The sequence below is a fragment of the Bacteroidetes Order II. bacterium genome, from assembly GCA_016788705.1.
In the GTDB taxonomy this organism is placed as follows: Bacteria; Bacteroidota; Rhodothermia; order Rhodothermales; family UBA2364; genus UBA2364.
In genome coordinates this window covers 17,128-30,214 of record JAEUSQ010000007.1, presented here as the reverse complement: position 1 = coordinate 30,214, position 13,087 = coordinate 17,128, and the positions used below count along the sequence as shown (strand labels likewise).

Annotated in this window: 13 protein-coding genes; 5 read left to right on the top strand and 8 right to left on the bottom strand. The window is 47.4% G+C overall.

The annotated features are described in order from the left end of the window. Positions 1-46 precede the first annotated feature (46 nt). Entirely contained in the window at positions 47-1,201 is a 1,155-nt protein-coding gene (locus JNN12_00585) for a lactonase family protein (GenBank protein ID MBL7976804.1), read from the bottom strand. Positions 1,202-1,405: 204 nt separating this feature from the next. Further along, positions 1,406-1,912 carry a hypothetical protein gene (locus JNN12_00580; GenBank protein ID MBL7976803.1) on the bottom strand — a complete coding sequence of 169 codons (507 nt, stop codon included), beginning with the start codon at positions 1,910-1,912 and terminating at the stop codon, positions 1,406-1,408. Positions 1,913-2,035: 123 nt separating this feature from the next. Here JNN12_00580 and JNN12_00575 point away from each other — a divergent pair, with 123 nt between their 5' ends. The 3 genes from JNN12_00575 (at position 2,036) to JNN12_00565 (ending at position 3,237) form a co-directional block, all read left to right on the top strand. Beyond that, positions 2,036-2,710 carry a zinc metallopeptidase gene (locus tag JNN12_00575; protein MBL7976802.1) on the top strand — a complete coding sequence of 225 codons (675 nt, stop codon included), beginning with the start codon at positions 2,036-2,038 and terminating at the stop codon, positions 2,708-2,710. Positions 2,711-2,783: 73 nt separating this feature from the next. Beyond that, positions 2,784-2,924 carry a hypothetical protein gene (locus JNN12_00570; GenBank protein MBL7976801.1) on the top strand — a complete coding sequence of 47 codons (141 nt, stop codon included), beginning with the start codon at positions 2,784-2,786 and terminating at the stop codon, positions 2,922-2,924. A 118-nt stretch (positions 2,925-3,042) separates the two neighbouring features. Next, positions 3,043-3,237 carry a hypothetical protein gene (locus JNN12_00565; GenBank protein MBL7976800.1) on the top strand — a complete coding sequence of 65 codons (195 nt, stop codon included), beginning with the start codon at positions 3,043-3,045 and terminating at the stop codon, positions 3,235-3,237. Positions 3,238-3,663: 426 nt separating this feature from the next. Here JNN12_00565 and JNN12_00560 read toward each other — a convergent pair whose 3' ends face one another. The 3 genes from JNN12_00560 to JNN12_00550 all read right to left on the bottom strand — a co-directional run bounded on the left by JNN12_00560 (position 3,664) and on the right by JNN12_00550 (position 7,316). Continuing rightward, entirely contained in the window at positions 3,664-4,311 is a 648-nt protein-coding gene (locus JNN12_00560) for a hypothetical protein (protein MBL7976799.1), read from the bottom strand. 233 nt (positions 4,312-4,544) lie between these two features. Next, positions 4,545-6,809 (bottom strand): TonB-dependent receptor, encoded by a 2,265-nt coding sequence (locus JNN12_00555; GenBank protein MBL7976798.1) that lies wholly within the window; start codon positions 6,807-6,809, stop codon positions 4,545-4,547. Positions 6,810-6,929: 120 nt separating this feature from the next. Next, on the bottom strand, positions 6,930-7,316 hold the full coding sequence (locus tag JNN12_00550) for a hypothetical protein (protein ID MBL7976797.1): 387 nt from the start codon (positions 7,314-7,316) through the stop codon (positions 6,930-6,932). A 362-nt stretch (positions 7,317-7,678) separates the two neighbouring features. On the opposite strand from JNN12_00550, the gene JNN12_00545 reads away from it, so the two are divergent. Both JNN12_00545 and JNN12_00540 read left to right on the top strand, forming a co-directional pair. Then, on the top strand, positions 7,679-8,254 hold the full coding sequence (locus tag JNN12_00545; GenBank protein MBL7976796.1) for a sigma-70 family RNA polymerase sigma factor: 576 nt from the start codon (positions 7,679-7,681) through the stop codon (positions 8,252-8,254). Between the two features lie 137 nt (positions 8,255-8,391). Further along, a complete protein-coding gene (locus JNN12_00540; GenBank protein MBL7976795.1) occupies positions 8,392-10,680 on the top strand; it encodes a serine/threonine protein kinase in 2,289 nt (762 codons plus the stop codon). Positions 10,681-10,750: 70 nt separating this feature from the next. On the opposite strand, the gene JNN12_00535 is transcribed toward JNN12_00540, so the two are convergent. Genes JNN12_00535 through queA form a run of 3 tightly spaced genes read right to left on the bottom strand, consistent with a single transcriptional unit; the run spans position 10,751 to position 13,008 of the window. Then, positions 10,751-11,224: a 2-C-methyl-D-erythritol 2,4-cyclodiphosphate synthase gene (locus JNN12_00535; protein ID MBL7976794.1), complete on the bottom strand. Its 474-nt coding sequence runs from the start codon at positions 11,222-11,224 to the stop codon at positions 10,751-10,753. Between the two features lie 12 nt (positions 11,225-11,236). Continuing rightward, a complete protein-coding gene (gene ispD, locus JNN12_00530) occupies positions 11,237-11,965 on the bottom strand; it encodes a 2-C-methyl-D-erythritol 4-phosphate cytidylyltransferase (protein MBL7976793.1) in 729 nt (242 codons plus the stop codon). Next, positions 11,962-13,008 carry a tRNA preQ1(34) S-adenosylmethionine ribosyltransferase-isomerase QueA gene (queA, locus tag JNN12_00525; GenBank protein ID MBL7976792.1) on the bottom strand — a complete coding sequence of 349 codons (1,047 nt, stop codon included), beginning with the start codon at positions 13,006-13,008 and terminating at the stop codon, positions 11,962-11,964. Before queA ends, ispD begins: the two co-directional genes overlap by 4 nt. Positions 13,009-13,087 lie beyond the last annotated feature (79 nt).

Below are 13,087 nucleotides of genomic sequence, written 5' to 3'. Positions count from 1 at the left end.
ACAACCCCTCTGTGACATATGTGTGTCACCCCAACTTCTTTTACCTTTATGTCTTTGGGAACGCAATACATACGGGTTTAGGCAAGGCCAGTTCATTACCTGTTGGGGTTAACTGTCCGCTTCGGCTATTTCTTTGAAAAGACACCACCTTTCCGGAACGTTCGTTCGCCACCAACAATAGTTTGCCGGACGGGTCCATGCCAAAATTACGGGGCCAATCTCCTCCGCAAGCAATTTGTTGGACAGGCAGAATGACACCATTCGTTAGATTGATTTTACCGACAAAAATGCTATTGTGTCCTCGATTACTCACATAAATAAACCGACCATCGGGGGACAAATGGACATCTGCCACATAGCTTGTCCCAACAAAATTTGCAGGCAATGAAGACCTTTTGTTTTTAATCGTCATTTTGCCATTTTGGATATTTAGCCGGATACTCAGGATGGTATTATCCAGCTCGTTCACCATAAATAACCACCTACCATTCGGAGAAAAGGCCATGTGCCGTGGTCCCGACCCTGTGCCAGTATGGACAAAATGATTTTCAGTGGGCTGTAAGAGGCCTGTTTCGGCGAGGATCCGATATCCGTACACCTTATCTGTTCCTAAATCGGCCGCATACGCAAATTCCCCACCGGGCGCTGTTTTGAACGCATGTGCATGAGGCATAGCTTGACGATCTGGGTCTGCTCCCCTACCTGTGTGAGCATACACCGAAACGGGTTCAGACAACTGCCCATGCCCTTCTATTTTATATGAAGCCACATTTCCACCTGAATAATTGGCCACCAAAACCACTTTTCCGGAGGGATCTACGGAGACAAAACAAGGATGTGGCCCCATAGTGGGGCGGCGGTTGAGCAATAAAAGCCCACCATCGGGTTGTATGGCATAAGCCGAAACCTCACCCGGATCCCGTTCATGAACAGCAAATAGGTAGCGACCATCCGGCGAACAGGCCAAAAAAGAAGGGTCATCCACTTTTGCCACCAAGCCCAATAACCGTATTTTACCTGTTTTGGTATGTACTACTGCCCGGTAAATGCCCTCACTCTTTCCAAGAGGCGCATGGTCCACACCTGTATAGGTCCCCAAATAAAACGGGACCTCGTCTTTGCCAAGTGCTTTCACTTCCGCCGAATACATGGAAGCCATCCCTAAGCCCGCTATGTGTAAAAAAGTTCTTCGGTTCATCATATGCTTATGACCTCGAAAAAAATGCCGCCCAGTTTGTGAAATTGCCCGACTCGAACAATGCAAATTATGCATCCATAAGACAAACAATTTCTTTGCAAGCGTGTTTGTCCAAAAAATCGTAAAAATTCGGACCCTTTCGGGAGTGCACAACGCAAGCACAGATTAAAATAACCACTTGTAGATTTTTTTTTCAGATTCCTTACGTTATTCCCCTTCTTTTTGAAGGTCACCAGAAACACCTCCATAAAAGATTGCCCACTTACCTACTAAAATTGCCTCTGCTGCATCATGACGCAGCGCTTTTGGTGCGGGTAAATTACTTTCGCGAATGACCTTCCGGGCCACTTCTTCGGCAAAAGATTTTGCCATTTTTCCGGTTCGTTGTTCTCGTTGGTACAAGAGGTCTTTACGCCATGTCTCCGCATAGAGTTGTATCACCCTGATGCCACGCTTTTGGGCCGTGTGCTGCCAAACTTCGGCCAAAGTACCTCCACCCTCCAAGACAAGAACGTGAAGGTTCCGAATTTCCGACAAATGTCCCCAAGCGGCTTGTTTGAGCCTCGATACAGAACCATAGTTATGCGATCCATATTGAACCAATGTCCCTGTTTCATCATACACAGCAAATCCTGTCCGAATCCCCACGTCCACGGCTAATAAACAACCTGATAGCTTTACCGTTTTTTCGGCCGTTCCTTTACGTACACGCATTAATCCTAAATTAAAAACGAAAACATTTTGCTCCAAAACACCGTATTTTGCAACCCCAACCCAGAATCCGCGTTATATTCCCTGCAAAATCCAAAACTGTACAAAACTACAAACCCATAAAAAATGTTACTCTACGCTCTCTTTTTTGGTGTGCCCATGTTGCTTGCTTTGTGGGCACAATTTAAGGTAAAGTCCACCTTTAACAAATTTGCACAAGTACCAATCCGTGGTGGTATGACCGGGGCCGAAGTGGCACGGGCAGTACTGGATGCCGCAGGGCTGTATCATGTCAAGGTTGAACCTACCAACGGCTTCTTGTCTGACCACTACGATCCACGCGGGAAGGTGCTACGCCTTAGCGAAGCAACCTATAATGAACGCTCTGTTTCGGCAGCCGGGGTCGCCGCACACGAAGCAGGCCACGCCTTGCAGGATAAAGAACAATATACGCCGCTTGTTTGGCGTTCGGCGATGGTACCCGCCGTTCAATTTGGAAGTATGCTCGGCCCAATTGCCATCATGGCGGGATTGGCCATCAACATCACTGGACTTGCATGGCTGGGTATTGTCCTTTTTGCAGCCGCCTCGGTGTTTTCTTTGGTGACGCTTCCTGTCGAGTTCGATGCCTCGAACCGTGCCAAAGCGATGCTTGCTAAAATGAACTTGGTGACCACACAAGAGGGCGAAGGCGTGGATAAGGTATTAGATGCCGCCGCATTAACCTATGTGGCCGCTGCTGTTGCTTCGGTTGCGCAATTGTTATACTATGTTCTCTTGCTAACGGGCCGTCGGGACTAACCAAAGGCAAACAACCCTTTTAACGTTGCGTCCGGCAAGATTTTTCGTCTGCCGGACTTTTTTTGATCCAAATATGAAAACACAATTCATCAACCTACTTGGGTATAATCATTGGCCGAACACCTTGCTGTTTCGGTCTATTTCTACCTGGCCAACACCCAACCTGACCGCCAATAATTTATTCGCACACATTTTGGCTGCACAACAAATCTAGCTAAACCGTTTACGCAGAGAAGGCTCTTCTGTCGCTGTTTGGCCTACTTTCCCCCTCAAAACACTTCATACTTGGATGAGAATTTCAAACAGCGATTGGCAGACCTATTTGTCTTTTTTTGGGAAATGAAACGTTACAAGAAAGCATTTCGTACCAAACCACCTCCGGAGCCTCTTTCCAAAACACGAGAGCCGAAATCATTACCCATGTTTTGAATCATGGAACACACCATCGGGCACAAATATCGGCACACATTCGGGCCACCGGAGACATTCCGCCAGCAATAGACTACATCGTTTATTTACAATTATAAACCAACTCTTAAAAAAGAAAAGCCACCCTTGCGAGCGGCTTTTCCACAAAAGACGGATTTTATATGTCCTAATGTCCCACCATTATGGTTTTCCTGTAGATTGGTCTTGACAGGTAGATTGGTTGTGAAGAGAAGTGCGGTAAAAATCCGCCTTTTATCATCTTTGTTAATGATATACACGCAATAGCATATTGAAAAGGATCAATACAAGTTAAAAAAGCGAAAAGGCCCCTCGGATTGAGTGGCCTTTTCTCCAAAAACGGATTGTTGTCTTTTAATGTCCCACCATTAAGATTATTGTCTGCCAGATTTGCCGGTGCAGTAGATCAGGTTCTGAAGTTGAAATGCTGTTGGTACAATCTGTTTTTGGTGATTCCCTACACCTTACTATTACGAGATTTCAGGAGAAAGGGGATCATATACCCCTTAACTATTTCCGGTTCCACCACCTCCCGTATCTCCGCCATCGCCCCCATCTCCTTCACCACACTCTCCACCTCCGGTTCCTTCATCACCATCATTCCATTCATCATAGGCAGCAGCGGCAGCTCCCAGAACACCTCCGACCGCAGCACCAACCGCAGCACCTTGCGGCCCACCTACCATTCCACCTACCAAAGCCCCTGCTCCGATACCCGCAGCAATGGTATTAAACGCATCTGAAGCCCCTTTACTGGCATAGGCAACCGGATCTTCCTCGGCTTGGTCGGCTAACTTGATCGAACCAGCAGCGATTTGTGCCGCAACCGAATTGGCCGCAGCCATGTCCTGAAGGCGTCCGGCGATTGCTTTCCCTTCCTTATAGGTTTTGGCTTTGGCTAATTGACGAATTACGCCTGCTTCGGCTGGCGTAACAAGTTTGCGTTGTTGGAGTTGGTTCAGTTTTTGATTCAGGAATTGGGGCATTTTTCCAGCTTTGTGCGCACGGCTGAGCTGACAGCTACATACCGTTTTTACACGGGCTTCGAGGGCTGGTCCTGTAAGTGGTTTCTTCTTGTTGTTGTTACGAGGCTGTGCGATGGTGAACGAGAGGCCCATGAAAAGCAGCAGCGCTGAGAAAAGAACTTTTTTCATGACTATCAGAATTGTTGTTTTGAAGTTATAGGTTCAAGCATTGGCCTCCACCACTTGCGCGCCCATAGGTCGAGGTCTGCACTTGTTATTTCCTTACGCCGGAGCGCAAAACAAATCTGCTCATTACAAAAATAGTTTTTTTGGATCCACCTTTTTGAGCATTTCAAAACAGCAGGCTAAAGGACACCCCAACCTGCTGTTACTGGATTTTATTCGGAGATTTTGACTAAGGCTTATTGAAAATCTAAACTCAACGAAACAAAGAGATTCCGGCCTGGCATAAATACCCGACGTGGTGTGGCGCCACGCATGAAACGACTCATATGCTCATAATAGGCAACATCGAATAGGTTGTTTACACCAGCCGTAAAACGATACCCATTGCGGATTTTATACTGTGCGGTTACATCCCAGACCATAAATGCAGGAGTTGTCTTTTCGCCATATTCGGTTGAAATCCGGTCTTGTTTTTGGGCATGACGCATCGCAATTTCCGGACGGAGTTTGCCTTCCAGAAAGGCGCCAGAAAGCCGGAATCGGATTTCCATCGGTGCCGTTTCGGGCAATGGTTGGTCTCGTTCTAAGTCTTCACCATAGGTATAGGCCAAACTCAGTTGGTGTTCCAAATTCAGGGGCCATGCCTGTGTCCAAGCCGCTTCAAAGCCTGTTTTAACGGCTTCCTCAATATTGATTACACGCCGAACGCCGGGACTCGTTGCCACCCGTGGTTTTAAACCTGCTTGAATGGCGGATGTAATGTAGTCTTGTAAATATGATGCAAACACATCCACATTCACCAACGTATTTGCACTTTTATAGGCGAACGTTAAATCAGCTTGGGTATTGATTTCTGGTTTAATATTCGGATTGCCCAATATCTCGTAGGGGTCTTGACCCACCGGAAAATAGTTGATATAGCGCTCCGAAAGCCCACCGCTCCGCATCGCCCTTCCCAACCAAAGCCCATACGTCACCCTATGCGCTTTGTGTGTCGTCCCAATGCTGAAGTTGGGATTAAGCTGTACTTCGGGCGCTTCGGGGTTTTGGGCCAAGAAATGTGCATCTATGGCCGTTGCACTGGCTTGGTTCAGGTCTAACCGCCCCGATACAAACACATTCCAGTTGCGGTGTAGGTGATACTCTGCAAAGAGACCGGTTTTACGGATACGGCTGCCTTGCCAGATGTTGTCGGTAAAGACTTTTCCAGCATTGGGGCCTGTTAACATTTTCCGGGTCCGTGTTCCGGTTGCCTCATCCATCCGAAAATCTGCCCCCAGATACAGCATATTTTTGTCCAGCCGCCACAACCCCTCGGTACGAGCACTATAGGTACGTGTATCCGCTACCGACTCCGCATCCATTGTTCGGGCGGTTTGCAAAAAATTGTTCATCAGGTGATCCACAAATGTTGCAGCGAGGGTGGTATTCCAATTCGCTAACCTTCCGACATGGAAACGGGCATCATGCCGGAGACTCATCAACCACGTATCATCCTTCCGCAAATCCATCGGTAAAGCAATAAAATCGGTATCCCGTGCCAGATTACGGGTAAGCGACGCTTTTATTTGGTGGTGTTCCAAGAGTTTCACACCCAAATTGGAACCAAAACTGCCTCTGTTGAAGTCGGATTCCACCAAGATCCCTTCTCCGTCTTGATAATCTTGGCCTTGAGACCACGCAGCAAACAAGTCTAAATTGTATTTTTTCGTATTAAGCCCCACCACGCCTTCGCTCCGGACCACCTGTCCATTTTGGTCATATCCGCCTGAAACACGACCAGAAGCCTGTTTTTTTTCGGTAAAGCGCAAAGGAACAGGAACAAAGTTAATGGTTCCGCCAAATCCGCCACCATATCGTAGGGCGTGTGGGCCTTTTAACACCTCCACCCGATCTACCATATTCGGCGCCATTTGGCTGGTAGGCGGATCCATTCGGTTGGGACAAGCCGCTGCCGCAGATTGTGCCCCATTCATGACGATAGTTAATTGGTCGTATTTAAATCCACGCAAGACCGGATCAAATCCATAGTTTCCACTTTTACGGATGCTGCTGATGGCCGTTACTTGGTTCAACACCGCCCCACCGTCGTGGGCCAAGCGGTCTTGCTCGTCCAGCTCCATGACGGTTCCCTGATTGGTTTTAGGACGTAATGCGATGACCGTTACAGGAAAAGCCTCCATCATCCGCTCGGTTTTCCGTACATAACCAGATTGTATGGCCGCTTGAACTCCCGCATCTGATAATTCCCACATTCCATAACCCACATGAGATAGGTGCATGATTGCTCCGGCTTCATACCTAAACGAAACCACCCCTTTTTCATCCGAAAAACCCGTTTGACCTGCATACCGAAACGAAACCTTGATCAACGGAGCTTCATTCTGGGCATCTATCAAACGAAAATGGTTTTCTGTTTGTGCCCATACGGTCGGTAAAAGCCCACACAAGAGCACGAGCGTCAGGAAAAAAACCTGAAGCTTATTGTTTTTTTGTTTCATATCTACTTTTTTTATCCATTAAAATCACACCTGAGCCCATCGCTTAGACAAAATGCACAGGCAAAGCAGCCTTCATTCCAAAACAGGAAGAATACGTTGCTAAACTTAGAAGAGGTGGTCTTAGACCTGAGGTGGATGTTCGATGTCTGGCAGAAATCCAAGACGCTCCGGTGGCGCACATTGTGGAAATTTCAGACCATTCACTTCATGAAATGCAAAGAGTTGTGCTGAAAAGGGTGCCACATAAACCCAAGAACCTTGTTCCTGTACACGTTGGGATGGAGCCTTTTTCCCGGATTCATCCCACGTCTTATTCAAACGAAAACCTAAGTAACATCGGCCTTGACAGTCCGAATTGGGATTGGCACGGTTCACACAATAGTTTTTTGCAATAAACTCCCTACGCAACAGGAAATCCCACTGTATCCAAACCGAAAGACTGCCTTGGAACAACAAGAACAAAATCAGGGAAGGAGATACTATTTCACGAATCGTTTGCACAGGCATTTATTGTCAGATATAAACAATTTCCTAAATCCATCTATTCTCCCTTGTAGGGAATTCTTGCATTCACCAAAAACACACACCTACACGAACCATGAAAACATCTTAGGATCATAATAAGAATAGGACGCTATTCAAAATATTTTACCCTTTACCAATTCCATACGGTTTTTGTGCAACAACTGCTAAGGCGAATCCGGAATCATATCAAAATTTTGCCTGTTTTTGAGACCAAGTAACCCAAAGTCCCGTTGAAATAAAGGGGGCTGCGGCGTAGATTAGGAGCGTTAGGAAAGTCATCAAACCAATAAAAGAACATCATAAGCCATAATAAATACTTTTCTCCACCCAAAACACCCTCCACAATGGCTCATTCTCCCGAAGTGACGCAACTACTTTCCCGCATCAATGAAAATGATGATCAGGCCATGAACCAACTAATTCCTATCATCTATGAAGAATTAAGGCGCATTGCCCATGCCAAACTCCGTTGGGAATCATCGGGGGTAACCCTCAATACAACGGCTTTAGTGCACGAAGCCTACTTTAAATTGGCAGACCAGAAAGCCGCCAATTGGCAAAACCGGAATCATTTTTTTGCGATTGCCGCGCAAGCCATGCGCCGGATCATCCTGAACAATGCGGAGAAAAAACGCGCCCAAAAACGAGGTGGTAGCCAACGCGATTTAGATGTGGATGAAGTGGCCGAATGGCTGACGGATACGCAAAGCGAAGAAATTTTGGCATTAGACGAGGCGTTAGAACAACTTAAATCCTTTGATGAACGTGGATATAATGTGGTGGTTTATCGGTTTTATGGTGGGCTGAGCTACGAAGAAATTGCCGCCATCATGGAACTCTCGAATATTACCGTCCGTCGGTCTTGGAACGCAGCCAAACTCTGGCTGGGGCGTTCCTTGCGAACCTCCTTGTTGGGATAATTTTTGAAGGGTAAGATCATTTCTTTATCTTTTTCCGGCGTTTCTTCTTAAAACCTCGGTGCGTCTTTTAGCACCGCTTGGCCATCACAAATATCACCCCTCTTGCCTTTTTCGTGCAAGCATAAACCCATCTTACCATGACTCCCGAACGCTGGCTTGAAATTCAGAAACATTTAGATGTATTGCTGGATATGAGTGCGTCGGATAAACGCACTTACCTGCTAAAAATAGGACAGCAAGATCCGGAGATGCACGATGAACTAAAAAGCCTGCTGGCGGAAGAGGAAGAAGACCGGGTAGAACACATTTTTGATGCCGTTACCCCACCTCCTGCGGAACCCATAGCACAATATAATCCCGGTGAAAAGGTGGGGGGCTATGTCTTGCTTCGGCAAATAGGACGTGGCGGCATGGGGGAAGTTTGGTTGGCTGAGCGCCAAACCGCCGATTTTCATCAACGGGTGGCCCTGAAGTTGATCCGAAAAGGGATGGACAGTGAGGATATTTTGACCAGATTCCGTACCGAACGACAAATTCTGGCCCAACTCAATCATCCCAATATTGCCCGTTTGTTAGACGGTGGTGCCACCGAGTCAGGGATGCCTTTTTTTGTGATGGAGTATATTGAAGGCGTCCCTTTCCTCCAATATTGTGACGATCATCGGCTCACCATCGAGGAACGGCTCAGACTTTTTCGGGAAGTGTGTAGTGCGGTGCAGTTTGCCCACCAAAACTTGGTCGTACACCGAGACCTGAAACCGACCAATATTTTAGTGACGCCAAACCGACAAGTGAAGCTCTTAGATTTCGGGATTGCGAAGGTCTTGAATCCGGATCAACTGGCGGTAGAATCATTGCATACGGTTCCAGAATTGCGCATTTTAACTCCAGCCTATGCAAGCCCGGAACAAATCAAGGGTCTCAGCCTGACGACTGCCAGCGATGTATATAGCTTGGGGGTTTTGCTCTTTGAATTGCTCACGGGGTCGCGTCCTTTTCCCATCGCCACCCGCGTACAAGCAGAATTAATTCGGGTAGTTTTGGAAGAAGAACCGAACAAACCCAGCACCGCCATACAAGAAATCCGGGAAGTTTATATAGGGCAAGGCAATACCCGAACACTGGATCCCAAAACCATTAGCACCACCCGCAGCATTTCTCAAACCCAACTTATCCGCAAATTGCGGGGCGATGTGGATAATATCGTCCTGAAATCGTTACGAAAAGAGCCAGAGCGTCGTTACGAATCGGCAGGGCAGCTTAGTGAAGACATTGGACGTTATTTGGAAGGCAAACCTGTTCTCGCATTGCCAGATACATTTTCGTACCGCGTGACCAAATTCATCCGTCGTAACAAGTGGGCTGTAGGAGGGGCCGCCGCATTTTTGGTCTTGCTCCTGGCCTTTTCCGTGGTCATGACCTGGCAAAACAATCGCATTCGTGAGGCCCTGAACCTTGCTGAAAAAGAACGCGACAAAGCCAAGGAAGTGGGTGTCTTCCTAACGGACTTATTCAAGGCCAGTGACCCCACCAAATATCCCGAAGGGGAAATTCCCGTTCGTGCCATCTTAAAACAAGGGACTAACCGCCTCAAAACCGAGTTAAACAACCAGCCAGAGCTTCGTGCAGAAGTTTTAACGGTTTTGGCGGATGTTTATAATGGAATGGGCGAATTCAATACCTCCGATTCTCTCGCTCAGACAGCGATCCGTCAGTTTCAATCGCTGAACTCCGTTTCGGAAGCCTATATTGATGCGCTAAAAATTAACGGCGACACCAATTTCCGGATGGGGCGTTTAGACAAGGCCATCACGTCCTATGAAACAGCTTATCAGATTCATCAATCCCATCACCCCGTTCCAAATAAGCAAACCGCAAGTTTACTCAATGGCCTTTCGATTTTTGCCGGAGAAAAAGGGCAAACCGACCGCGCCTTGTCCTTGATCCAAAAAGTGGTCTCAATCCGCCGAAGCCTGCAAGACACTACCGAAGCACAAAATTTTGCCAGTAACCTGAATACCCTTGGTAATTTTTTGCACGACAAAAAGCGGTATAATGAAGCCGAAGCAGCCTATGTGGAATCATTAGGAATATTAAAGCGAAGCGTGGGCCCCGAACACCCTTATGTGGCCTTCCAGTTGAACAGTCTCGCCACCTTAAAATCCGACCAACAAGCATTCTCTGCGTCTATCCAGTATTTTAAAGAAGCAGAACGCATTGCTACCAAACGTCTTCCACCCGGTCACCCATTTGTTGGATACCTTTGGCACAACATGGCGACAGCCTATACCAAAAATAAGCAATACACGCAAGCCCTTCAGGCTGTGGAAAAAGCCATTTCGATTCGTAAAGCCACCAAACCAATTGTGGCCAAAGACCTGCAAGAATCGGAGGTGCTTCTCGCAGAAATTAAAGAAAAGTATTGATTAAACACATCTGTATGATGTTAAACATTATTCTATGTCCATAGTTTTTTGAACAAAATTTATCGGACACTTAACGCTGCAACAATAAACATACCGCGTGGCAAGCCACCCCTTCTTGCCGTCCCACAAAACCCATCCTCTCGTTGGTTGTGGCTTTTACCGAAACTTGGCCTATTGTTATAGACAAATCCTCGGCGATGTGTGCCCGCATTTGATCTATCAAAGGGCGGAGTTTGGGGCGTTCTAAAACCACTGTCGCATCCACATTGCCCACTTTATAGCCAGCACCGTAGATAAGGTCCATAACCGCCCGCAATAGGTGACGGCTATTCGCTCCCTTCCAGTTAGGATCGTTATCGGGGAAATGTGCGCCAATATCGCCTAGGGCTGCTGCACCCAATAAGGCATCGGTAATCGCATGGAGCAACACATCCGCATCGGAATGGCCCAATAAGCCTTTTTCAAACGGGATCTCCACGCCACCCAATATAAACGGACGGCCTTCCATCAAACGGTGAACATCATATCCAAATCCTATTCGCATAAGTTTTTGTTTTTACAAATCTAATTTGTCACTTTTAATCATTTGCTGCCATAGAGGCCAAAATACTTCTGCAAATGCCCAATCTTCGGGTGTCGTGATTTTCAGGTTCCACGAACTACCGCTCTCTAAATTAACCGAGTAGCCAGCCCGTTGTACCAGCGCCACATCGTCGGTTTCATTCCAGCCATGCTGGGCGGCCAGTTGATGGGCATGTCTAAAAATGGATATTAAAAAGCCTTGTGGGGTTTGCATCCGGAAAAGCCCGTCTCGCGGAACGCTATCGGCAAATTTACTTCCTTCAACCTTGCGCAACGTATCTGCCACCGGAATGGCCAACGACGCCGCGCCATTTGCCGCTACACACTGGATCAAAAGGGTCACGTCATTGGGCTGAATAAACGGACGGACGGCATCATGCACCAGCACCACCTTCGATGCCACATCAATCACTTGAAGCCCATTTTGCACACTTTCTTGGCGCGTAACACCACCAGAGACTATTTTCTTAATTTTAGACAGGCCGTATTCTTCTTGCCAAGCCTCCACCACGCTTTCTTCCCCTGGTGGACAAACCAAGACCACTTCCCCCACTTCGTCACAGGACTCAAACACCTGAGTGCTCCTCACCAATAACGGAACACCCCCCAATAAACGATATTGCTTTTTGAGGCCTCCTAGGCGCGTTCCACGCCCCCCCGCCGGAATCACTACCGAAGTTGAAGGTGTCCGCGAATCCATCATATAATTAACATGGCATCGCCATACGAAAAGAGCCGGTAAGACTCTTCTACGGCAGTTTTATAACAGTGTAACATAAAATCCACATCCCCGGCCAACGCCGAAACCAACATCAGCAGCGTGGATTCAGGCATGTGAAAGTTGGTCATCAATCGTTGGGTGACAGCAAATTGATACGGTGGATAGATAAATTTATCGGTCCAACCCATTCCTGATTTTAGCAATTTTTCTGGTGAGACATTAGATTCCACTGCCCTAACGGCTGTTGTTCCAATCACCGTAACCCTTTGCGCTGAATTTTTCAAGGCGGCGTTCACCGTGTCTGCTGTTTCTGGACTGATGAGAAACATCTCGGCATCCATTTGGTGCTTTTCCACATCATCCACCTCCACCGAACGAAAGGTTCCGATGCCCACATGGAGTGTCAATGGAGCAGTAATCACCCCTTTTTCCTTTAAGGCTTGTAGTAAATCGGGCGTAAAGTGTAATCCGGCAGTAGGCGCGGCCACGGCACCACGTTCCGAAGCAAAGATGGTCTGATAGTCCAATCTATCGCTCTCTTCATCTGGCCGCTTAAGATAGGGTGGAATAGGCACATGTCCTATTTGGTCTATCAAACCATTCAATGCCACGGCATCCCCTTCAAACAAAAAGCGGACGGTCCGACTGCGATCAGTAGGTTTGTCTATAACCTCGGCAGTCAAGCCTGCTTCAAACCAAAGTTTTTCGCCCACTGGCACTTTTTTCGCTGGAGCCGCCAATACGTCCCATAGATGTGCCGTAGGATTAATGGGCCTCAAGAGGAATAACTCGATTTTGGCCCCCCGCGCATTTTCGCCGAGTAGCCGCGCCGGAAATACTTTGGTATTGTTCACTACCATCACATCTCCGCTCGAAAAATATTGTGGTAAGTCGGCAACATGCCGATGTTCAATCCTTCGGTCTTTTCGATGAACCACCATCAAACGGGCACGATCTCGCGGTGAAACCGGGTGACGTGCAATCAGGGATTTCGGGTAATCAAAAGTAAATTGTGATAATTTCATGGGGTAAGATTCACCAATTACGCAAAAGGAAAGCCTTTTTAAGGAAAGCCTTTTTAAGGAAAGACTTGCTAATGGAACG

Bases quoted from the DNA above. Each gene is read 5' to 3' on its own strand.
- JNN12_00585 (MBL7976804.1), bottom strand. From the start codon at position 1,201: ATGATGAACCGAAGAACTTTTTTACACATAGCGGGCTTAGGGATGGCT.
- JNN12_00580 (MBL7976803.1), bottom strand. From the start codon at position 1,912: ATGCGTGTACGTAAAGGAACGGCCGAAAAAACGGTAAAGCTATCAGGT.
- JNN12_00575 (MBL7976802.1), top strand. From the start codon at position 2,036: ATGTTACTCTACGCTCTCTTTTTTGGTGTGCCCATGTTGCTTGCTTTG.
- JNN12_00570 (MBL7976801.1), top strand. From the start codon at position 2,784: ATGAAAACACAATTCATCAACCTACTTGGGTATAATCATTGGCCGAAC.
- JNN12_00560 (MBL7976799.1), bottom strand. From the start codon at position 4,311: ATGAAAAAAGTTCTTTTCTCAGCGCTGCTGCTTTTCATGGGCCTCTCG.
- JNN12_00555 (MBL7976798.1), bottom strand. From the start codon at position 6,809: ATGAAACAAAAAAACAATAAGCTTCAGGTTTTTTTCCTGACGCTCGTG.
- JNN12_00550 (MBL7976797.1), bottom strand. From the start codon at position 7,316: ATGCCTGTGCAAACGATTCGTGAAATAGTATCTCCTTCCCTGATTTTG.
- JNN12_00545 (MBL7976796.1), top strand. From the start codon at position 7,679: ATGGCTCATTCTCCCGAAGTGACGCAACTACTTTCCCGCATCAATGAA.
- JNN12_00540 (MBL7976795.1), top strand. From the start codon at position 8,392: ATGACTCCCGAACGCTGGCTTGAAATTCAGAAACATTTAGATGTATTG.
- JNN12_00535 (MBL7976794.1), bottom strand. From the start codon at position 11,224: ATGCGAATAGGATTTGGATATGATGTTCACCGTTTGATGGAAGGCCGT.
- ispD (MBL7976793.1), bottom strand. From the start codon at position 11,965: ATGATGGATTCGCGGACACCTTCAACTTCGGTAGTGATTCCGGCGGGG.
- queA (MBL7976792.1), bottom strand. From the start codon at position 13,008: ATGAAATTATCACAATTTACTTTTGATTACCCGAAATCCCTGATTGCA.